General features: G+C 32.1%; 27 protein-coding genes, 1 tRNA gene, 1 other RNA gene and 1 pseudogene. 4 read left to right on the top strand and 26 right to left on the bottom strand.

Going from position 1 to position 21823, the window contains the following annotated elements:
* Positions 1–6 precede the first annotated feature (6 nt).
* The gene (locus U5U50_RS00620) at positions 7–2388 is read left to right on the top strand and encodes a phosphoketolase family protein (protein WP_324672939.1); all 2382 of its coding nucleotides are present in this window, start codon (positions 7–9) and stop codon (positions 2386–2388) included.
* A gap of 82 nt (positions 2389–2470) precedes the next feature.
* Here the strand turns inward: U5U50_RS00620 and U5U50_RS00615 are convergent, their stop codons facing one another.
* The 5 genes from U5U50_RS00615 to U5U50_RS00595 form a co-directional block, all read right to left on the bottom strand.
* Positions 2471–4549, bottom strand: coding sequence for an endonuclease (locus U5U50_RS00615; protein ID WP_324672937.1), 2079 nt, complete (start codon positions 4547–4549; stop codon positions 2471–2473).
* Positions 4550–4642: 93 nt separating this feature from the next.
* Entirely contained in the window at positions 4643–6112 is a 1470-nt protein-coding gene (locus U5U50_RS00610; protein WP_324672935.1) for an endonuclease, read from the bottom strand.
* A 144-nt stretch (positions 6113–6256) separates the two neighbouring features.
* Entirely contained in the window at positions 6257–7102 is an 846-nt protein-coding gene (locus tag U5U50_RS00605; protein WP_324672933.1) for an HAD-IIB family hydrolase, read from the bottom strand.
* 7 nt (positions 7103–7109) lie between these two features.
* A complete protein-coding gene (locus tag U5U50_RS00600; RefSeq protein WP_324672930.1) occupies positions 7110–7940 on the bottom strand; it encodes a bifunctional 5,10-methylenetetrahydrofolate dehydrogenase/5,10-methenyltetrahydrofolate cyclohydrolase in 831 nt (276 codons plus the stop codon).
* Positions 7928–10417, bottom strand: a complete 2490-nt coding sequence (locus tag U5U50_RS00595; RefSeq protein WP_324672928.1) for a valine--tRNA ligase — start codon at positions 10415–10417, stop codon at positions 7928–7930. The genes U5U50_RS00600 and U5U50_RS00595 overlap by 13 nt, the downstream gene beginning before the upstream one ends.
* A 168-nt stretch (positions 10418–10585) precedes the next feature.
* Between U5U50_RS00595 and smpB the strand changes: the two genes are divergently transcribed.
* From smpB to U5U50_RS00580, 3 genes are all read left to right on the top strand, one after another.
* Positions 10586–11026, top strand: a complete 441-nt coding sequence (smpB, locus tag U5U50_RS00590; protein ID WP_324672926.1) for an SsrA-binding protein — start codon at positions 10586–10588, stop codon at positions 11024–11026.
* Positions 11027–11033: 7 nt separating this feature from the next.
* Positions 11034–11416, top strand: a transfer-messenger RNA (tmRNA) gene (gene ssrA / locus U5U50_RS00585).
* Between the two features lie 3 nt (positions 11417–11419).
* Positions 11420–11494, top strand: a tRNA-Thr gene (locus tag U5U50_RS00580).
* Between the two features lie 498 nt (positions 11495–11992).
* On the opposite strand, the gene rplO is transcribed toward U5U50_RS00580, so the two are convergent.
* The 21 genes and pseudogenes from rplO to U5U50_RS00475 form a co-directional block, all read right to left on the bottom strand.
* Positions 11993–12433: a 50S ribosomal protein L15 gene (gene rplO / locus U5U50_RS00575; protein WP_257089325.1), complete on the bottom strand. Its 441-nt coding sequence runs from the start codon at positions 12431–12433 to the stop codon at positions 11993–11995.
* A gap of 1 nt (position 12434) precedes the next feature.
* Positions 12435–13064 carry a 30S ribosomal protein S5 gene (gene rpsE, locus U5U50_RS00570; RefSeq protein ID WP_416383400.1) on the bottom strand — a complete coding sequence of 210 codons (630 nt, stop codon included), beginning with the start codon at positions 13062–13064 and terminating at the stop codon, positions 12435–12437.
* Positions 13064–13414: a 50S ribosomal protein L18 gene (rplR, locus tag U5U50_RS00565; RefSeq protein WP_324672924.1), complete on the bottom strand. Its 351-nt coding sequence runs from the start codon at positions 13412–13414 to the stop codon at positions 13064–13066. Before rplR ends, rpsE begins: the two co-directional genes overlap by 1 nt.
* A 24-nt stretch (positions 13415–13438) precedes the next feature.
* The gene (gene rplF / locus U5U50_RS00560) at positions 13439–13978 is read right to left on the bottom strand and encodes a 50S ribosomal protein L6 (protein ID WP_257089319.1); all 540 of its coding nucleotides are present in this window, start codon (positions 13976–13978) and stop codon (positions 13439–13441) included.
* A 5-nt stretch (positions 13979–13983) separates the two neighbouring features.
* A complete protein-coding gene (rpsH, locus tag U5U50_RS00555) occupies positions 13984–14379 on the bottom strand; it encodes a 30S ribosomal protein S8 (RefSeq protein ID WP_257089317.1) in 396 nt (131 codons plus the stop codon).
* A gap of 2 nt (positions 14380–14381) precedes the next feature.
* Positions 14382–14567: a type Z 30S ribosomal protein S14 gene (locus U5U50_RS00550; protein WP_257089315.1), complete on the bottom strand. Its 186-nt coding sequence runs from the start codon at positions 14565–14567 to the stop codon at positions 14382–14384.
* Positions 14568–14570: 3 nt separating this feature from the next.
* A complete protein-coding gene (gene rplE / locus U5U50_RS00545) occupies positions 14571–15116 on the bottom strand; it encodes a 50S ribosomal protein L5 (protein WP_324672921.1) in 546 nt (181 codons plus the stop codon).
* A 1-nt stretch (position 15117) separates the two neighbouring features.
* Entirely contained in the window at positions 15118–15441 is a 324-nt protein-coding gene (gene rplX, locus U5U50_RS00540) for a 50S ribosomal protein L24 (RefSeq protein WP_416383405.1), read from the bottom strand.
* Between the two features lie 31 nt (positions 15442–15472).
* Positions 15473–15838, bottom strand: coding sequence for a 50S ribosomal protein L14 (gene rplN / locus U5U50_RS00535; RefSeq protein ID WP_257089308.1), 366 nt, complete (start codon positions 15836–15838; stop codon positions 15473–15475).
* Entirely contained in the window at positions 15838–16107 is a 270-nt protein-coding gene (gene rpsQ, locus U5U50_RS00530) for a 30S ribosomal protein S17 (protein ID WP_306428736.1), read from the bottom strand. The genes rplN and rpsQ overlap by 1 nt, the downstream gene beginning before the upstream one ends.
* A gap of 2 nt (positions 16108–16109) precedes the next feature.
* Entirely contained in the window at positions 16110–16304 is a 195-nt protein-coding gene (gene rpmC, locus U5U50_RS00525) for a 50S ribosomal protein L29 (RefSeq protein WP_323176676.1), read from the bottom strand.
* Complete coding sequence (rplP, locus tag U5U50_RS00520; protein WP_324672916.1) at positions 16304–16726, bottom strand: 50S ribosomal protein L16; 423 nt, start codon at positions 16724–16726, stop codon at positions 16304–16306. Before rplP ends, rpmC begins: the two co-directional genes overlap by 1 nt.
* Positions 16726–17376, bottom strand: coding sequence for a 30S ribosomal protein S3 (gene rpsC / locus U5U50_RS00515; protein ID WP_324672914.1), 651 nt, complete (start codon positions 17374–17376; stop codon positions 16726–16728). Before rpsC ends, rplP begins: the two co-directional genes overlap by 1 nt.
* 1 nt (position 17377) lies before the next feature.
* Positions 17378–17722: a 50S ribosomal protein L22 gene (gene rplV, locus U5U50_RS00510; protein WP_257089299.1), complete on the bottom strand. Its 345-nt coding sequence runs from the start codon at positions 17720–17722 to the stop codon at positions 17378–17380.
* Positions 17722–18000, bottom strand: a complete 279-nt coding sequence (gene rpsS, locus U5U50_RS00505; RefSeq protein WP_324672911.1) for a 30S ribosomal protein S19 — start codon at positions 17998–18000, stop codon at positions 17722–17724. The genes rplV and rpsS overlap by 1 nt, the downstream gene beginning before the upstream one ends.
* Positions 18000–18845: a 50S ribosomal protein L2 gene (gene rplB, locus U5U50_RS00500; protein WP_323176678.1), complete on the bottom strand. Its 846-nt coding sequence runs from the start codon at positions 18843–18845 to the stop codon at positions 18000–18002. The genes rpsS and rplB overlap by 1 nt, the downstream gene beginning before the upstream one ends.
* Before the next feature lie 113 nt (positions 18846–18958).
* On the bottom strand, positions 18959–19411 hold the full coding sequence (gene rplW / locus U5U50_RS00495; RefSeq protein ID WP_324672909.1) for a 50S ribosomal protein L23: 453 nt from the start codon (positions 19409–19411) through the stop codon (positions 18959–18961).
* On the bottom strand, positions 19411–20139 hold the full coding sequence (gene rplD / locus U5U50_RS00490; RefSeq protein WP_324672907.1) for a 50S ribosomal protein L4: 729 nt from the start codon (positions 20137–20139) through the stop codon (positions 19411–19413). Before rplD ends, rplW begins: the two co-directional genes overlap by 1 nt.
* A 171-nt stretch (positions 20140–20310) precedes the next feature.
* Positions 20311–20934 (bottom strand): annotated as a pseudogene (rplC, locus tag U5U50_RS00485) (50S ribosomal protein L3); the annotation flags it as partial.
* A gap of 33 nt (positions 20935–20967) precedes the next feature.
* On the bottom strand, positions 20968–21273 hold the full coding sequence (rpsJ, locus tag U5U50_RS00480; protein WP_257089286.1) for a 30S ribosomal protein S10: 306 nt from the start codon (positions 21271–21273) through the stop codon (positions 20968–20970).
* A 201-nt stretch (positions 21274–21474) separates the two neighbouring features.
* Positions 21475–21816, bottom strand: coding sequence for a thioredoxin family protein (locus tag U5U50_RS00475; RefSeq protein ID WP_324672905.1), 342 nt, complete (start codon positions 21814–21816; stop codon positions 21475–21477).
* Positions 21817–21823: the final 7 nt, after the last annotated feature.

Raw genomic sequence — 21823 nt, 5'->3', positions numbered from 1 at the left:
AACAAGATGAAAAAAACTTTATTTGATAGTAAAAATTATTTAGATAAAGTGCATGCTTGATGACGTGCTGCTAACTATCTTTCAGTTGGGCAAATGTTTTTAAGAAACAACCCTTTACTTAGAGAAGAGTTAAAAGCCGAAGATGTTAAGATGTACCCAATCGGTCACTGAGGAACAATCCCAGGACAAAACTTAATCTATGCTCACTTAAACCGTGTTATTAACAAATACGACTTAGAAATGTTCTACATTGAAGGTCCAGGACACGGTGGTCAAGTTATGATTTCTAACTCATACTTAGATGGAAGCTACACAGAATTATTCCCAGAAATTTCACAAGACGAAGAGGGATTAAAAAGAATGTTCAAGAGATTCTCATTCCCTGGTGGAACTGCATCTCACGCTGCTCCTGAAACACCTGGTTCAATTCACGAAGGTGGAGAGTTGGGATACGCATTATCACATGCAACAGGTGCTATTTTAGATAACCCACAAATCATTGCTGCTACAGTAATCGGTGATGGAGAAGCTGAAACAGGACCACTTACAGCAGGATGATTCTCATCATCATTCATTAACCCAGTTAATGATGGAGCTGTATTACCAATCATTCACATCAATGGTGGAAAAATTGCAAACCCAACAATCTTAGCTAGAAAATCAGATAAAGAAATCAGAGATATGTTAGCTGGATTCGGGTGAGAAGCTATCTTTGTTGAAGCTGATGTTTTTGACCAAAGAGGAATTCACAAACCAATGGCAAAAGCATTTGATAAAGCTATTGAAAAAATCAAAAAAATTCAAGCAAAAGCAAGACAAAAATCAGCTGAAGAAGCTACAAGACCTATTTGACCAGCTCTTGTTGTTAGAACACCAAAAGGTTGAACAGGACCTCACACATACAATGGTTTAACATACGAAGGAAGCTTTAGATCGCACCAAGTTCCACTTCCTGTTACATCAGAAAAACCAGCTACATTAGACTTATTAAAAGAATGATTAACTTCATATCATCCAGAAGAATTATTTGATGAAAATGCTAAATTCAAAGCTGAATATGCTCAAATTGCTCCTAAAGGTTCAAAAAGAATGGCAATGCACCCTATTACAAATGGTGGTGTAAACCCTAGAGCATTAAACTTACCAGACTGAACACAATTTGCATTAGACATCAAAAAACCTGGTTCAGTTCAAGACCAAGATATGGTTAACGCTGGAAAATGATTTGCTGAAGTAATCAAAATGAACCCAGATAACTTCCGTGTATTCGGACCAGATGAAACTAAATCTAACAGACTTTACGATGTTCTTAAAGTTACAAACAGACAATGATTAGAAAGAGTAAATCCTGAATTAGATGAAGCTATCGGACCAGTTGGAAGAGTTATTGACTCACAATTATCAGAACACCAAGCTGAAGGATTCTTAGAAGGATACGTATTAACAGGACGTCACGGAATGTTTGCTTCATACGAATCATTCTTAAGAGTTGTTGACTCAATGCTTACACAACACATGAAATGAGTTGCTAAAGCAAGAAAAGTTCACTGAAGAAAAGATTATCCATCTCTTAACGTTATTGCTACATCAACAGCATTCCAACAAGACCACAATGGTTACACACACCAAGATCCAGGTATTTTAGGTCACTTAGCTGACAAAAAACCTGAATTAATTCGTGAATACTTACCAGCTGACTCTAACACATTATTAGCTGTATTAGACAAAGCTTACAGAGAAAGAGATGTAATTAACCTTATCGTTGCTTCAAAACAACCAAGAGACCAATTCTACAATGTAGAAGAAGCTAAAGAATTGGTTGAAAAAGGTCTTAAAGTTATTGATTGAGCTTCTACAACAAAACCAGGTGAAGAACCAGACTTAGTTGTTGTTGCATCAGGTACAGAACCAAACTTAGAAGCATTAGCGTCATTAGAATACATCAACAAAGCATTCCCTTCACTTAAAATTAGATTCGTTAACGTAGTTGATTTATTAAAATTACGTCACCCAAGCATTGACCCACGTGGATTATCAGATGCTGAATTCAACGCAATCTTTACAAAGAACAAACCAGTTGTATTCGCATTCCACGGATACGAAGGTCTTGTTAGAGATATCTTCTTCTCACGTCAAAACCACAACTTATTTGTTCACGGTTACAGAGAAAACGGAGACATCACAACATCATTTGACATTAGACAAATGAGCCACATGGATAGATTCCATATCTCAATCACAGCTGCTAAAGCAGTTTACGGTGATAAAGCAGCTGACTTCATAAAACAAATGGAAGAAAAAGTTGCATACCACAACAGATACATTAAAGAAGTTGGAATTGACATTGACGAAGTTAGATTCTGAAAATGATCAGGTCTTAAAAAATAAGACAAACACTTTATAAGTGTTAAAAGATAATCAAAAACACCTTAGTAATTCAAACTAGGGTGTTTTCATTTTGCTTTTTTAATTAACTATTTTCTAAACCTACTAAAATACCTCTATTAACAAATGGTTTTCTTCCTTCAAGACTATCAATAAGGTCTGGATAATCGATAAATGGATTTCTTAATCCACCTTGGTAACTAGCTGTTTCGTTATTTCTATCAATATCAAATTGTGAAATTGAATCTGTTGAAACTCAGTTTTTGTATGTTTGATAGTAGTGGTCTTTAATATATGGTTTAGTGTTTGAGAATATTGAATTTGGTTTTTGATTTAAGCTTCTATTTCTATATGTAACTGTAAAATATAGATATGCTCTAGCAATATCTCCTTTGAATTCATCTATTGGTTCAAATGTTGTTGCACCAATTGAGTTTCTTCCTAATTTTCCACCATTTCTTGATGTTTTAGTTGCATCACTAACGTTGTCGTGAGGGAAATTACCTCTGTTTGCATTAACTTTAATATCTGTAGGTCAAACGTGGTGTGCGTCTGAAACCATTGGTGATTCTCTGTTGAATCAAGATTGAGGAATTAAGTGTTCCTTGTTTGTTCCTTTCCCTTCGTCTCTTGCAGATGATTTTTCTCCTCATTTAAAATTAGGGAATGTATATGGATCTTTTCCATTTGGATTTTCTGAATAAATATCTAACAGTGTATTATCTTTTTCAAAATATTTATCTTTAAACGCATTATATTGATCATAGAATGTTCCTAAAGCACCATATGAGCGAACTCCTCCAAAGTGACTGCTTTGAATTGCTAATAATGCATCATATAACTCATCTCCCATTTTGCCATCAGCTTGTGCATAATAATTATTACTTGCATCATATCTTAAACCATTAGTTATAACCGGTTGAGTTGGTTGCGAAGGCTTTGGATTTGAATTTGATCGCGTTTCATCATTTCCTGATGTTGGTAGAATTGATGGATTATCACTTCCATTAACTGATTCTTCTGTAGATGAGTCTTCAACAATATTAAGTTTTACAACAGATGTGTATAAATTATCATTCGAGTAGTCAAATGTCTTATCTTCATTTCTAACTGTTAATTTATATTTAATTGTTAGTGTTTGCGTTTGTGCATTATATTCATAATTTAAGAAACTATTTGGATATTTCTTATTTTTATATGTAAATTCTTTTTCTACATCATTTACCAATTGGAACTCATCGTTTTCAAATTCTGGTTTGAATTTAAGAAATGCTGGTCCTTTTTTCTTATCTAATCCAACCGTTCTGTCTGTGTACATATAAGCAATATTTTCGTGAGCATTTAACTTTGTTAAAACTTGTGTTTTTAAGTCTCCTGAAAGCTGTAATGAAACTAAAATATTGTTATATAAAGTTTTTATATCCTTTTCAGCTGGTTGAGTCACGTTGCCTGAAAAATCAAGAGTAAATGTTGAAGTATACGCATTGCTTCCAACTGCAATATAACCATCAGCTGGTTGTGCAGCTTTATAACTAATTACAACTGTGTTTGTTTGTTCATTGAATGAATCAACATCTATTAATTTGTTGCTTGCAATTTCTTCATTTGTGGTTTCATTTCCTACAAATGATTTATTAATAAGTTTAAACTCTTGAAAAATACCCTCATCATTTAACAACGCAACAAATGTATTATTTGTATCATTCAAATGAAGTGTGCTATCAGCAGCATTGAAGACAAGTTTTGCATTTTGTGCACTTAATCCTGAAACAATTGCTTGCTTGTTTTCTTCTGTTAATGACATTGGGTTAGTAACTATGTTTGAAGCATCAGGCATTTCGTATTCATTTATGGGTTGTCCTGGATTTGGTTCAGGGTTTGGATTTGAAACAGGTAGAGTTATTGGATCTGTAACCGGTTTATTAGGTTCTGATGTTGGGTTAGAAACTATGTTTGAAGCATCAGGCATTTCGTATTCATTTATGGTTTGTCCTGGATTTGGTTCAGGGTTTGGATTTGTAACTGGTTTATTAGGTTCTGGTATTGGGTTACCATCAATTGGATTTGATGGTTCTGAATTTTTTTGTGAACATTGAGTTGATAATACTGATGTAGATGTAACAAATAATGATAATACTAATAATGGTTTTAAAAACTTTTTCATACCCTTACTATTATCACTTTTTTAAAAAAGTAATAGAAAATAGCCTTAATTTTCACAAAATGTGAAAAAAATAAGCCATTTTGGCTTATTTGATTAATTCTTTGGCGTAGCTGAAACAAGTACTCCTAAGTTTGTGAATGGTTTAGGATTTGATCCAACTAAGTTTTCTAATAAGTTAGGATAGTCAATGAATGGGTTTCTTAATCCACCTTCAAATGCAGCAATTTTATTATTTCTTTCGACGTCAAATGGAGAAACTGGATCAGTTGCTGTTCAGTTTACAAAAGTATTAAAGTAGTGTTCTTTAATGTAAGGTGCTGTTTTTGTGAAGATTGATTGAGGTGTAGCTGCTAAGTTTCTGTCATTGTAAGTTACAGTAAAGTAAAGGTATGATCTAGCAATATCACCTTTGAATTCATTGATTGGTTCAAACGATGTAACACCAATTGAATTTGTCCCTAATTTTCCACCGTTCATTGATGTTCAAGTAGCAGAAGCGTCTGTAACTAAATCGTGAGGATAGTTATTTCTTTTTCTGTTTACTACAATATCTGTTGGATAAATGTGGTGAACGTCTGAAACCATTGGCGTCTGTTTGCTGAATCAAGATTGAGGAATAACGTGTTCTCTGTTCATTCCATCGCTTTCACTAGAAGCATCATTACTTGTTGGGTAAGATCTATATGTGTACGGATCTGTGCCTGTTGGATTTTCGGAATAAATATCTAACATTGTGTTATCTTTTTCAAAGTAAATATCTCTGAATGGTGAGTTGCTTGATTGGTAGAAAGCTGGAATATATTTATATTCTCTAACACCTGATAAATGTGCTTTTTGAATCTTTAATAATGCAGCATATAATTCTACACCGCTTTTTCCATTAGCTGATGCATAGTAATTATTGCTTGAATCATAGTTATATGAGTAGCTTGAATTTACTGGTGTAATAGTTATATTTGAACTACCTGTGTTTCTACCTGTTGATGATGGAGTTGTTATAGTTTGTGCTTCCTTAAAGAAAACAGTAAATTTTGATGTGAATGTTTTAGTTGAAAATTCATATCCACTATTATCAGCGGCACCTGTGTTAATTGCAGCTTTGTATGTTAAAGTTAATTCATTTGTATTTGCATTAAATTGAAAGTTAATATCACCATTTGGTCTACCTGTACCATTGTATGTGAAAATTGGTTCTTCAAAATTTGCTGGATGGAATTTAGCATTAATAGCTTCTTTAAATAATACTCCAACAGCTGGCCCTGTTTTTCTGTTTAAACCAATTTCATTTGTATTTCTCATGAAGTATAAGAATTTGTTATTTCCATCTTTTAAATAAGTTAAGATTTGATCTTTTGAAGTAGCAGGAATTTCGATAGGTTTAAATACATTGCTTGCATTTTCTAATGAAACTTCAGCTGGTGAAGCAGGAATAACTGGTTTTGGTGTAACAATTTCTTTTTTTACATCATCACTTGTTTTATTACATGAAAGTGAAACCATCGATAAAATACCACTAGCTGCTAAACTTGATGTTAAAAATAATTTTTTAAAAATTTTCTTCATTTTTCCTCCTTAAAATAAGGTTAAAAATTTCTATTATTTTAGTTCTATTATGTATCAATATAATAATTGGAAATTATATTACTTATAATTTTATACAAATAAAAAATAAAAATATGGAAAATTTATTCCATATTTTGTGAAAATTTACTTGTCTAAAAATTGAGATAAATACTTTGCAAGTCCTGATTGATCGCATGGGAATTCAGTAATTTCATCTGCAATTTTCTTTAGTTCGGAAACTGAATTTTGCATTGCAATTAATGTTCCGACTTTACCTTTTGTAGTTGAATCATTCATTGAATCACCAATGTGCATAGCGTCTTCAGGATCAATTCCCATAAGTTTACAATATGCAACTTCAGCTTCACCTTTCGATGAACCAATTTTAGTAATTTCTAAGGTTTTATTTTTTTCTCCAACAAATGCTATTTCAAATATGTCTTCATATTTTTCTTTTCATCTTTTAGCAAATTTAGCAGCCTTTCTAGCTGATAAACTAGATAAAAGAGCTTTGTGTATAGGAAAATCGTTTTTAAAGTCTTTGTATGGTTTTGCATTTGAAATTCATCTGAATTTCTTAGAAAAGTTTTTGTAAATTTTCTTTACAAATTTAATAATGTAATATAAGTAGTTTTTTACATATACGTGTTTTGAATCAATTGTTACAAAAGCAAAGTTTTTAGAGATTAAATCAAATAATAACTGTGCTTTTTCAGGTTCAATTATTTGCTCTGAAATAATTTTTCCATTCTCAACTGTAACAGCTCCATTTCAAGCTATATATGTAATTTCTCCTGTTAAACCTTTAACAATATCAGAAGTTTTCTCACTTACACCACGACCAGTTGCAACCACAACTGGAATTTGTTTATTTAACTCTGTAAGTGTTTTTTTAGTAAATTCTGTTGCACTACGCATTCAGAATTTTTCTTCTGGACCATCTAATGTGGTTCCATCTAAATCGATAAAAATAATTTTAGGTTTCTGCATTAATCTCCTATTTAACAATGTCAACTAAGTTTTTCATTAAGGCAACCACAGTCATAGGTCCAACTCCACCAGGAACTGGTGTAATTGCAGCTACTTTATCTTTAACATTTTCAAAGTCAACATCACCTGATAATTCTGCTGAAAGTTTGTCATCTAAGTTAGTCCCGACATCGATAACAATAGCTCCTTCTTTAACATTGTGAGCTTTGATGTATTTTGCGACACCTATTGCGACAATTAAGATGTCTGCATTTTCAATACCTTTAATTCCTGTTTCTTCATTATATGTAGAAACGTTAGCATTTTTTCTTTTAATAATGTGTGCAAGAGGTTTTCCTACAACATGTGATCTACCAACAACACATACTCTTTTGTTTTCTACATCAATTCCATAGTGTTCCATTAATTCTAAAACACCACGTGCTGTTGCTGGAATAAAGTGTTTGTCAGTTGTATCATTATATAATCTGAATTCATTTTTTGTTGTAAGTCCATCAATGTCTTTATCGTATGGAACTGCATCTAAAATAACTTGAGTTGGTAAATGAGAAGGTAATGGTAACTGAACAATGATTCCATCGAATTTTTCATTGATTCTGTCCATTTTCTTAAGTAATCTATCTTGAGAAATATCTTCATCGAATTTGAACAATTCAGCCTCGATCCCTAAATCTTCAGCTACTCTTAATTTGTGAGCTATGTATTTGTTTGAAGCAGCATTATCTCCCACTTGGATAATTGCCATTCTTAATTTTCTTTCTAAATCAAGATCAATTATCTCTTGTTTCAATTTAGCTAATTCTTGTTTAGCTAACTCTTTACCACTTAATATTTGCATGATAATTCCTCTTCATATTTTTTAAGTTCATCTGTATATTTTTCTAATTTTGCTTTTTCAACAGCAACTTTATCAGCAGGAGCTTTTGAAACGAATCTTTCATTATTTAAAAGCTGCTCTGCTCTAGCTATTTCTGCTTTAACAAAATTAATTTTTTCTAAAAGTAGCTCTTCATTTCTTTGTTTTGTTTCATCTGATTGTTTTATGAATAAAACATTGTCATTTAGTGCTATTAAGTAATCGTTATTATCTTCGTATAAAGCAAATACCATTTTGTTAATTGTCTCAATAGCAACTTGTGGAACGTTATTTTTAAGTGAATAAATAAGAAGTTCTTTTTTAGAAATTTGATTATTTTCACGATATTTTCTAAGTTCAGTTACAACTTCAATAACTGTGTTTATATAATCAGTTGAATGATCATCTTCAAATGTAGGTCATAATTGTTCTAATAATTCAGCATTAAAAATTTCTGAATATAACCTGTCTGTTATGAATGGTAAGAATGGATGAAGCACAATTAAAGTTTTTCTTAGGACTTCAAGAGCTGATTTTTTAGAATATGAACTCTTTAAGAATTCAACATATCATCCACTAAGGTCAGTGAAAATAAATTTGTAGATTTCTGAACCTATGATTGAAAACTCATAGTTATCAATAAGTGAATCAATCTTAACTGATAAGCTTTTAAGTTGATTTAATATTGACTTATCTGCATCAGTAGCTTCATTGTTATTATCTTCTAGTTCATTAATGTATCTAGCAATGTTTCATAACTTGTTATTAACTCTTCAAGCAGCTTCAACTTTATCGTCTGAGAATTTAATATCTAAACCTGGTGTTGTATTTGTGATTAAGAATCATCTTAAAGCATCTGAACCATATTTATCAACCATATCCATAGGGTCAACACCATTATTTAATGATTTAGACATTTTTCTACCTTGTGCATCTCTAATAAGGCCGTGAAGCAGTAATCTATCAAATGGTTTTTGACCTATAAATTCAAGTCCAAAGAAGTACATTCTAGCTACTCAGAAGAAAATAATGTCATAACCTGTAACTAAAAGAGATGTTGGATAATATCTTTTTAGTTTTTCATCAATTTGAGGTCATCCTAAGAACACAAATGGAGCAAGTCCTGATGAGAATCAAGTATCTAGAACATCTGGATCTTGAACTCATTCTTCACCTGGTGAATCAACTTGAACTTTCATATTGCCATCTTGGTCATATCAAGCAGGAATTCTGTGTCCTCATCAAAGCTGTCTAGAAATTGTTCAATCATAAACATTTTCCATTCATTGACGCATAGTTAATTCAAAACGTTTTGGATAGAACTTAACAGCTTCTGGAAAATCTAAATCTTTTAAGATTAAATCCCTGAAGTGTTCCATTTTAACAAATCATTGTGGTAGCACTAAAATTTCAACTGGTGTTTTAGATCTATCTGAAATACCAACATTTGAAATTGTTATTTCAACTTTTTTAATATAACCATTATCTTGCAAGAATTGTGCAATCTTCTCTCTTGCTACAAATCTTTCTAAACCGTGGAATTCAGGTAATGCAGGATAGTTAATTAAACCATCTTTTGAAATTGTTTCATTGATTTCAAGATTGTGTTTTTTTATAATATCAATATCAACTTCAGCATGTGCACTAAGTTTCATTAATCCTGAACCAAAGTTAATATCAACATATTCATCAGTTATAATTGGTAATTCTTTTTTAGTAATTGGGTGAATTACAAATTGTCCTTCTAAATCTTTGTATCTTGAGTCATTTGGATTAAATACAACAGCAACGTCGCTTAATAAAGTTTCAGTTCTAACAGTAGCAATTGTAAGCACATCGTTTGAATCCTTAATTGGATAATTGATGTAGTACATTTTTTGCTCTGTAGGTTCATTATTAACTTCAATGTTTGATAAAGCAGTTTGTAACTTAACATCTCAGTTAATTGCTTTAACACCTTTGTAAATGAAACCTTTGTTGTATAAGTCGATGAAAACTTTTGAAACAGCTTCATTAGCTTCTGCATCAAGTGTGAATCTTTCAGCTGAATAATCAAGTGCTAGACCAATTTTTGATCATTGTTGTCTAAATAAATTTGCATATTCAGATTTTCATTCTCAAATCTTATCAACGAAAGCTTCTCTGCCTAAATCGTGACGAGTTTGACCTGTTGATTGGAATAAAACATCCTCAACTTTTGATTGTGTAGCTATCCCTGCGTGATCCATACCTGGAACTCACATAACATCAAAACCATTAAGTTTCTTATATCTGATAATTGTGTCTGGTATATAAACATCAAGTGCATGACCTAAATGTAGCTTACCAGTTACATTTGGTGGTGGTAACAAAATAGTAAAAGGTTCTTTGTCTAAATCATGAGTTTGAAAATATTTCTTAGCTTGTCATTTTTTATCAATGTCTTTTTCAACTAGCGTGTGATTATATATTTTGTCCATTAATACCTCCTTTAAATAACTTCAAGGTATTTTTACTTAAAAAAATATCTATATAAATAATTATTAAAATTATATTAAATTTTGCTAAAATTCCTTACCCCTTTTACTGGTAGTACATAAGTGAAAAAATAAAATGTTTATAAAAACAATATAGTAAAATTTAATTGTATGAAGATAATTAGTACAAATAAAAAAGCTCATCGCAATTATGAAATTATTGATAAATATGAAGCAGGAATTGAATTACTTGGTTGAGAAGTAAAATCAGCTAGAACTAATTCAATTGACATTTTGAATGCATTTTGTTCAATTTACAAAGGTGAAATGTATCTTAAGGAAGCTTACTTCAAGCAATATATGCACGTAAAAGCAGATGAGTTTAGAGATAGAAAATTACTTCTTCATAAAAATGAGATTTGTAAGATTAAATTTGCTACAGAATCACAAAGTCTTACTATCATACCTTTGAAAATGTACTTTAATTCTTCGTCAAGAATTAAAGTAGAAATAGCTTTAGCTAAAGGTCTTAAAAAGTACGATAAGAGACAAAAAATCATTAAAGACGAAGTTAATAAAAAACTCAATAAACTAATTAATTCATATAAATAATCATTATGGGGATATAATGGTTTCGACATACTTTGGGGTGTTGTTGTTGCAGTAGTGTGGTAGACTATAATTACTTCTAGACTTTCTTAAATGGAAACGTTAAAAAAGAAAACAAAGTTTCAAACTTTGCAATGTTCTCAATGAACAACTTAAACCCAGTTTTTGCTTAATTAAATGCAATCTGGTGACTTTAATTTAGCTCCTTTCTATATTAAAGTTGGTCTTAAGAGGATAGCATTAGTTTTGGTAAACTAATGTGAAATTTAACCAAACTGTTTAATATTTTTCGAATACTTTATCATTAAAACAGTTGTTAAAAGTGTTCTAAACTGTAGACGCAGCAATATACTCAATTTGTGGACAGGGGTTCGATTCCCCTTATCTCCACCATTAGCCGCTTTAGTTCTAGTGGTAAAACAGTTGACTCGTAACCAACCATCATGAGTTCGATTCTCATAAGCGGCACCATTAGATTAATTTATTTAAACATCATGACTATTGAAGTTGTGATTTTTTAATGTCTTTTTAAAACAATTACTAAATACCTGATTTTCCAGAATTTATTTACATTTTTTTAGAATAAGGATAGATAACTGTAATTATTAAAAGAAATGTATGAAAATAACTAAAATATTAATTCCATTTGGTGAAATATAATCTATTGTTGATGTAGGAGCAATTTCGGTATCTTATGGTTAAAGATACCAACAGGTTGGCTAATAACTAAAACAAAGACAAAATCATAAAAGAGTTCAATGAGTGCGCTTTTTTAGCTATTTGTTTGATTTTATTTATATTACTCTTTTTGAATAAATTACATTGTTTTAATAGTTTATATATTTTGCAAAAAGTTAATATTTAGCAAATATTTTAATCAAATTTCAACGTTTTAATAAAGAAAATCAAAAATAAAAAAACACCTTAGCAATAACTAAAGTGCCTTATATGTTTAATTGAATTTAGAAATTATAATTCGTTAATTGTTCCACCTAATTTAGCAAAAGCTTCTTTAGCTGATGCTGATGCTTTGTGCACATCGATTGTTAATTTCTTTGTTAATGTACCATTTCCTAATAATTTAACAGGCATATTTCTTTTAATTAAGTTTACACTGAATAAAGCTTCGATTGTGATCACATCACCGTCATTAAATCTTGTTTCTAAATCAGCAAGGTTGATTACTTGATATTCAACGTGGTTAACATTGTTAAATCCACGTTTTCCGATTCTACGGAATCATGGTGTTTGACCCCCTTCGAATCCTAATCTGTGACCTTTACGTTTGTTTTGACCTGATTGTCCTTTACCAGCTTGTTTACCTTTTCCAGCAGCGTGTCCTCTACCTTTACGGTGTTTTTCTGGTCTTGAACCTTCTGTAAATTTTAAAGTATTTAATTTAATTGCCATATTATAAATCCTTAACTTCTTTTTCTCTGATTTCAGCGATTTCTTCAACAGTTCTTGTGTTTAATAATGCTTTAACTGTAGCTTTAACAACGTTTGCTTTTGAACGAGATCCATATGTTTTTGTAACGATATCTGTGTATCCAGCTAATTCAACAACAGCACGAACTGTTCCAGAAGCAATAAGTCCTTTTCCTTTTGGAGCAGGTTTTAACATTACTTTAGATGCTAAGAATTTAGCAGTAATTTCATGTGGAACTGTACCATTAACTACTGGTACTGAAACAAGGTTGTTTTGCGCATCTTTAACAGCTTTCTTGATAGCATCTGGAACTTCGTTTGCCTTACCATGTCCAAATCCAACAAGACCTTTTTTGTTTCCAACTACAACAAAAGCTGAGAAGCTGAATCTTCTTCCACCTTTAACAACTTTTGTAACACGAGCAATGTCAACTACTTTTTCTGAGAATTCTGATTCGAATTTAGGAGCTGCTTGACGTGGTTTTCTGTTGATTGGTTTTCTGTTTGCACGTTCTTGTTTATTTTCTGTAGCTTCTGATTTAACTGTTCTTGGTCTTCTTGCTGTAACTTCTTTTGTTCCAGCTTCTAATTTAACTTCTTTTTTGTTTTCCATTAGAATTTAACTCCTTGTTCTCTTACTGCTTCTGCGAATGCTTTAACACGTCCATGGTAGATGTACCCACCACGGTCAAAAACGATTTCTGTGATACCTAATTTGTTAATTTTTTCACCCATTAATTTACCTAATTCTGCTGCAGCAACGATGTTACCTGAATATTTTTCATTTTTAAGTGTTGAAACACTAGCTAATGTAACACCTTTTGTGTCATCGATTAATTGAGCATAGAAGTTTTGGTGTGATTTGAATACATTTAAACGAGGTTTTGTAGCTGTACCGCTAATGTGTTGACGTAAACGAACATGTTTAACTTTTCTAGCTGCGTTTCTTGATTTTGCTTTCATTTTATTCACCTAGCAACTCCTAAATTATTTAGAAGCTGTTTTCCCTTCTTTACGTCTAATTTTTTCACCTTTGTAAGAAATACCTTTACCTGAGTACACGTTAGGTTTTCTGATTGCTCTAACTACTGAAGCAAATTGTCCAACTTGCTCTTTGCTAATTCCAAATACTGAAATTTCTGTAGGTTTAGCAACTGTAACTTTTAATTCTGATGGAACTTGTTTTGAAACTGGGTGTGAGTATCCAGCGTTAACTACAAGTTCATTTCCTCTAAGTTCAGCTTTGTACCCAACCCCTTTGATTTCTAAATCAATTTGGAACCCTTCTGAAACTCCCTTGATCATGTTTGCAATAAGAGCGTTTGTTGTTCCATGTAATTGTTTTGTTTGTTTATTTTCATTTGCACGTACTGTTGTAACTTGGTTATTTTCTACTTGTACTTTGATTAATGGACTAAATGTTCTTTCTAATTTTCCGTGTTTTCCTGAAACTGTAACTGTGTTACCGTTAACTGAAACTTCTGTTCCAGCAGGAATAACTAAAACTCTATTTCCAACACGAGACATACTAATTATCAAATGTAAGCGATGATTTCACCACCAACATTAGCCTCCTTAGCTTGTTTTCCTGTCATTAATCCTTTTGAAGTAGAGATGATTACTGTACCGTAACCTGATAAAACACTAGGAATTTCATCTGCTTTAACGTAAGTTCTAAGACCTGGCTTAGAAACTCTTTTAAAGTCAACGATAGCTTGCTTGTTTTTCTTGTATTTTAATGTAACTACTAATTCTTTGTTTACACCTTCACCTGAAACTGTGTAAGATGCAATGTACCCTTCTTCTAAAATTAACTTAACAATAGCTTCTTTTTTAGTTGAATATGGAATTGAAACAGTTTTATGTTTTCTAATGTTAGCGTTTTTAATTCTAACAACTAAATCTGAAATTGGATCTGTAATAAACATAATTATCAACTCGCTTTCTTCATACCTGGAATTTTACCTTCGTGTGCAAGGTTTCTAAAACAGATACGACATACTTTGTATTTTCTTAAAACTGAGTGTGGACGTCCACATAATTCACAACGTGTGTAAGCACGTGTTGAGAATTTAGGGTGACGTTTAGCTTTTGCGATTAATGCTTTTCTTGCCATAAACTATTTAGCTCCTTTTTTTTCGAATGGTACACCAAGTTCTTCTAATAATGTTTTAGCTTCTTGGTCAGATTTAGCTGAAGTTACAATAATAACGTCAAGCCCTTTAATTTTACGAATTTTGTCAAATTCGATTTCTGGGAAGATAATTTCTTCTTTAATTCCTAAGTTGTAGTTACCTCTTCCATCGAAAGCTTTTGGATTAGCTCCACGGAAGTCACGAATACGTGGCATTGCAACATTGATTAATTTGTCTAAAAAGTCTCACATTCTTTCTCTACGAAGTGTAACTTTTCCACCCATAGGCATACCTTCACGAAGTTTTCATGAAGCGTTTGATTTTTTAGCTGTTGTTTGATATGGTTTTTGAGAAGAGATTAATGTTAATTCATTTAAAACTTCTTCAATAGCTTTTGAGTTGTTGATTTCTTTTCCAGCTGTCATGTTTAATACAACTTTTTCGATTCTTGGAACTTCCATTGATGATTTGTATTGGTATTTTTCTTTTAAAGCAGGAACTGCTTTTTCTAAATAAATATTTTTTAACATATTAGATTTCCTTTTGTGTTCTTTTTGCAATTCTTACTTTTTTACCTTTGTCATCAATTTTGTATCCGATTTTTGAGATTTGTGCTGGTTTATCTTTTGTAGCTTTTTTAACTAAATATGCAACATTTGAAACATGGATTGGAGCTTCTTTTTCTGAAATTGAACCATCTTGGTTTTGGTGTGAAGGTTTGTTGTGTTTTTTAACAATATTTACACCTTTAACGATAACTTTGTTTTCTGAACGTAAGATTTTTTCGATTTGACCTGTTTTTCCTTTATCTTTACCGGCAATAATCATAACTTCATCATTAACTTTGAATTTGATTTTGTTCATAACTTATCTCCTTATAAATAAATTAAAGTACTTCAGGTGCAAGTGAAACGATTTTTGGGTATTTTTCTCTAATTTCACGAGCAACAGGTCCGAACACACGTGTTCCACGTGGTGTTCCATCTTCTTTTAAAATTACAACTGCGTTATCATCAAAACGAATGTATGTACCATTGTCACGGTGAATTCCGTAAGCTGAACGTACAACTACTGCTTTAACAACTTGTCCTTCTTTAACCATACCGTTTGGAATAGCTTTTTTAACTGAACATACAATAACATCACCAATGTTTGCTGTTTTTTTCTTTGACCCACCTAAAACACGAATAACACCAATTTCTTTAGCACCTGAGTTATCAGCAACGTTTGCTCTAGATAATTCGTGAATCATTAGTTATTTCCTTCGATTGCAGTTTGTTTAACTTCAACTAATCTGAAGTGTTTTGTTTTAGATAATGGTCTTGTTTCCATAATAACAACAATGTCACCTAATTTAGCAACATGGTTTTCATCATGAACAGCAAATCTTTTTGTTGATTTGTAACGTTTTGAATATAATGGATGCTTTTTGTATGTGTCAACTGCTACGATGATTGTTTTTGCTGTTTTACCTGCAGAAACAACTGTTCCAACTAAAGTTTTTCTTGAGTTTCTTTCCATAATTATTTAGCTCCTTTTTTTTCATTTAAAGCTGTTTTAACTTTAGCAATGTCTTTTCTAATGTTTGCAATTTTGTGTGTTTCTTTTAAATCACCTGTAACGTTTTGATATCTTAAAGTAAATAATTCTGCTTTAAGTTGTTCAACTAATGTGTTTAATTCATCAACTGATTTATTTTTTAATTCTTTGTAAAGCATTATTTATCTCCTTTTTCTCTTTTAATAATTTTTCATTTAACAGGTAATTTGTGACCAGCTAATCTTAAAGCATCTCTTGCTACATCTTCTGCAACACCTGACACTTCGAACATAACTGTATTAACTTTAACTGCTGTATATCATAATTCAGGAGTACCTTTCCCTGATCCCATACGTACACCAATTGGTTTTGATGTTTTAGCAAAATGAGGGAAAATACGGATAACAACTTCCCCTTCACGTCCCATTCTACGTGTAGCAGCAATACGAGCTGATTCGATTTGACGAGCTGTTACTCAAGCAGATGTTACAGCTTGTAAACCAAATTCTCCAAAAGAAACTTTGTTTCCTTTTGTTGCTTTACGTTTGTCGTGTCTTTGAATGAATGGTTTTCTGTATTTGGTTCTTTTTGGTTGAAGCATTATTTATCTCCTTCCAATTTTTCACCTAATGATACTCAAACTTTAACACCAATTGCACCGTATGTTGTTCTAGCAGTAGCTGTAGCGTAATCAACATCTTGTCTTAATGTGTGAAGTTTCATTTCTCCTTCTGAGTATCCTTCTGTTCTAGCCATATCAACTCCGTTTAAACGTCCTGAAACAGCTGTTTTGATACCTTTAGCACCAGCACGCATTACATTTCTAATAGCAATTTTTTGTGCTGAACGGAAACTTTCACGGTTTTCTAATTTTGTCGCAATCATTTCTGCAAGTAATTTTGCATTTAAATCTGGATTTTTAAGTTCTAAAACTTGAACATTTAAGTTTAAATTTTTGTTTTTAATAAATTTTGATAATGCTAATGTTAAGTCTTGAATGTTTTTACCTTCAGCACCTAACATAGCAGCTGGTTTAGCTGTGTGAACTAAAACTGTAACTTTGTTGTTTGCATTACGTTTTACTTCAACTTTACCAATTTGGTATTGACGTACTAATTTATCAAAGAATTTGTAGATTTTAGCATCTTCAACTAAGTATGAACCAAAGTTAGCTTTTTCTGCAAATCATTGTGAGTTGTGAGCTTTTGAAATTCCGTAACGGAAACCATTTGGATTAACCTTTTGTCCCATATTAATTTCTCTCCTCTAATGTGATTGATAAATTTGATGTACGTTTTAAGATAGAGTAAGCTCTACCTTGGCTTCTTGGTTGGAATCTTTTAAGAGTTGGACCTTCATTTACATAAACTTCTTTTACGAATAATTTTGTAGCATCTAAACCATGGTTGTGTGTTGCGTTAGCAACAGCTGAGTTTAATAACTTGATGAAAATAGGAGCTGATTTTTTGTTTGTGTTGTGTAATAATCCTAAAGCAACAGTTACATCTTTACCTCTAAATAAGTTTGCAACTAATTTAGCTTTAGATACACTAACTCTTTGCAATTTAACGTGAGCTTTTGCTTGTTGTTTTTGCATTATTTCTTCTTCCCTTTATCTGCACCGTGACCAGAGAATGTTCTAGTTGGTGAGAATTCTCCTAATTTGTGACCTACCATGTCATCTGTAACGTAAACTTCAACAAATTGTTTTCCGTTGTGAACTGCAAATGTTAATCCAACGAAGTTAGGGAAAATTGTTGAACGTCTTGATCAAGTTTTAATTGGTTTTTTAGGTGCTTTTCCTTCAATGATAGCATCTACTTTTTTAAGTAAATGGTCATCTGCGAATGGACCTTTTTTAAGACTACGTGCCATTATTTAGCATCCTTTCTTCTTCTTAAAATAAGTTTATTTGAAGATTTCTTAGTTTTTCTTGTTTTAACTCCAAGAGCTTTTTTACCTCATGGTGTAAGAGGAGCTTTACGACCAACTGGCTGTTTACCTTCCCCTCCTCCATGTGGGTGATCTACTGGGTTCATTACTGATCCACGTACTGTAGGTCTAATACCTTTGTGTCTGTTAATTCCAGCTTTACCAATATTTACTAATAAGTGTTCTTCGTTTCCTACAACACCAATTGTTGCACGGCAACGAGCTAAGATACGACGTGTTTCACCAGATTTTAATCTTAACACTACGTATTTTCCATTGTCATCTTTACCAAGGATTTGAGCTGATGTACCTGCACTACGTGCAATTTGTCCTCCAGCACCTGGTTGCATTTCAATATTGTGTACAAATGTACCTTCAGGAATGTTTGAAAGTGGTAATGTGTTACCAACAATAATATCTACGTTGTCTCCTGAAACAACTTTTTGTCCTAATTTAATACCTTTAGGAGCTAAAATGTATCTTTTTTCTCCATCTGCATATACAACTAAACTAATGTTTGCTGATCTGTTTGGATCATATTCAATAGTTTTTACTGTAGCAGGGATGTTATCTTTATTACGTTTAAAGTCTACAAGTCTGTAGAATCTTTTAACACGTCCTCCATGATGTCTAACAGTAATTTTACCTTGGTTGTTACGCCCAGCATGATTTTTTAAATTCACTAAAAGTGATTTTTCTGGAGCGTGACCTGATAAGTTTTGTCTGTAATCAAGAGTAGACATGTTTCTACGACCATTTGTAGTTGGCTTAAAATGTTTAATAGCCATTTGTCTTCTCCTTTGCTTAAAAATATTCGGGGATTTGCAAGATTATCTTTTAAGCAATTATCTAAACCCCTTAACTAATTATTTAAATTGAACATAAAGTTCATCGGATTTAATTATTCTCCACCAACTTTACGTTTTGTAGTAGTTTTCTTAACTGCTGTGTTTGTTTTTTTAGCAGCTAATTTAGCAGCAGCTTTTTTCTCAACTTCTGAAGCCTTAGAAGCTTTTGCTTTTTTAGTTTCATCTGCTTTAGCTTTAGTTTCAGCTAAAACTGCTTCTTCAGCGTCTGATGGAACATAGTTTAATGTTGAACCTTCTTTTAAAGTAACCATAGCTTTTTTGTAACGGTTTGTAAATCCGTGGAAACGTCCTACGTTTTTAGCTTTTTTATCAACTTTGATTGTTCTAACTTTGTCAACTTTAACTTGGAAAATTGTTTCAACAGCTTGTGCAATTTGGAATTTGTTTGCGTGGAAGTCTACTTTGAATGTATAAACACCTTTAGCTCTTTGAATGTCTGATTTTTCAGTTAAAACTGGAGCTTTAATGATTCTTGTTAATTCCATTATTTAATTCTCCCTTTTAATAATTCAAGACTTTCGTTTGAAACAATCATGACGTCAGCAGCAATAGCGGCTTCAACTGTTAATGAATTAGCTTTAACAACTGTAACGTTTGGTAAGTTTCTAACTGATTTGTAAACCATTGTGTTTTCTGTAACAACTAAAACATGTTTTAAGTTCGCTACTTGTAATTCAGCTAATTTAGCAGCAACTGTTTTTGTTGAGATTGTGTCTAATGCTAAATCATCAACGATAACAGCTTGATCTTGTGCTAATAATGTTAAAGCTGAAATAAATGCACGGAATTTAACTTTCTTGTTAACTTTAAGTGAGTAGTTTCTGTTTGGTTTAGGTCCGAATGCTCTTCCCCCTCCAACTCAGATTGGTGAACGCATAGAACTGTGACGTGCTCTACCTGTTCCTTTTTGTCTTCAAGGTTTTTTACCTGAACCACTTACTTCTGAACGGTTTTTAACTTTGTGTGTTCCTTGTCTTCTTGATGCTCTCTCTGATAAGATTGAGTCAAATACTGCTTGTTCATAAATTTTTTCACTAGCAAATAATTGTGCTGGTAAATCTGCTTTATGAGCAACTTTAGCAACGTTTTTGTCTTTTTGAACTGTAACTTTAGCTGATTTAGGAGCAGCTGGTTTTGTTGAAGCTTTTTTAGCTGGAGCTGATTTAGGAGCAGCTTTTTTAGCTGTTGTAGATTTTTTAACTGTTTCTGCCATAAATTATTCTCCTTTGTTTGGTTCTGCAGCATCAATTAATTCTTGTAATTGTTGTGCGTTCATTCCAACTGTAACTTCAATGTTGAATTTTTTAGCTTTTTCAATAAGTTCGTTCATTAACATAGCTTCTTTAACGTTTACTAATTTAATTTCTTCACGGCTTGGTAATCCTTTAACCGCTTCTTTTACTACTACGAATGATTTTTTAGGCCCTGGAATTGAACCTTTGATTAATAATAAGTTGTTTTCTACATCTACTTTAACAACTTCTAAGTTTTGAACTGTTGTTTTAACATGTCCAAGGTGTCCTGGCATTGTCATACCTTTGTAAACACGGTTACCTGATATATCCCCAAGTGATCCTGTTTGTCTAATAGGTTGAGATCCTCCACCTCCACCGTGAGATTTAGGTCCGATGTGTTGGTTATGTCTTTTAATTGTACCAGCGAACCCTTTCCCTTTTGATGTACCTGTAACATCTACAAGTTCACCTGCTTTAAAAATGTCAGCTTTAATTAAATCTCCAAGTTCGTATCCTGACATATCACGAACTTCTTTAACGAAGCGCTTAGGTGTTGTTGAAGCTTTAGCAAAGTGACCGATTTCAGGTTTATTTGCTCTACTTGCTTTTTTATCAGCTGTAGCAAGTTGTGTTGCAACGTAACCATCTTTGTCGTTTGTTAAAACTTTTGAAACAACATTTGGTTGTACTTCGATTACTGTAACAGGAACACTTTTTCCTGATTCAGTAAAGATTTGAGTCATACCAACTTTACGTCCTAAGATTCCTTTCATATTGTCTCCTTAAAAATTGGGTATTAAATTTGATTATTTAACTTTAACTTGAATATCCACACCAGCTGGTAATTCAAGTCTTTGTAATTGATCTTGAGTTTTAGCAGAAGGATCGGTAATTACAACTAATCTTTGGTGTGTTCTGCTTTCGAATTGTTCACGGCTTTTCTTGTTAACGTGAACAGATCTTAAGATAGTAATTTCATCTCTTTTTGTAGGTAAAGGAATTGGTCCACTTACTTTAGCGTCTGTTGCTTTTGCAATTTCATAAATTCTTTTTGCAGCAGCATCAACTAATGCATGGTCAAACCCTTTAACTTTGATGTTTAACTTACTCATTGTTGTCTCCTTTGTTCTTGATTTTGAACATAGCTCCTTTTAAAAACTCAACGTGTCCTCAACAACATTTTGACACGTTGACAACCTTAAAATTCATAGCTATAGTTGCTTATTGATTATATAGTAAAAATTAAAAAACAGAAACCAAAATTTCTGTTTTTATTTCTAGCAACTCCTCTCCGTGTATCAAGGAGCTTTTTCTTATGAAATTTTCTTTAAAATTCAGTTATTTAAAATCTGAAATGGAACGTATTCATAAGCTTTTTCTTGGATAGTTTGACCTTGTAATAACATCATTGTAGGAACCTTTAAAACTTGTCATTTTGTATTAGGAACTCTGAATAATTTAGCTTCTTCAGCATCCACATTAATGAAACGAATTCTATGATTTCCTTCATATTCTTTAGCAATTTCTTCTACAATAGGTCTCATCATTTTACAATCACCACATCATTGAGTAGTGAAATTTAAGAAGATTAATTCGTTATCTTTATTAGCTTCAATTATTTTTTTAGCTTCTTCTCATTTTAAATTTTCAAACATATTCACC

Origin of the sequence: Mycoplasma sp. 888 (assembly GCF_035609225.1) — a bacterium.
Classification (GTDB): Bacteria; Bacillota_I; Bacilli_A; order Mycoplasmatales; family Metamycoplasmataceae; genus Mycoplasmopsis.
The sequence above is the reverse complement of the archived record's forward strand: the minus strand, read 5'-3'. Positions and strand labels throughout refer to the sequence as shown.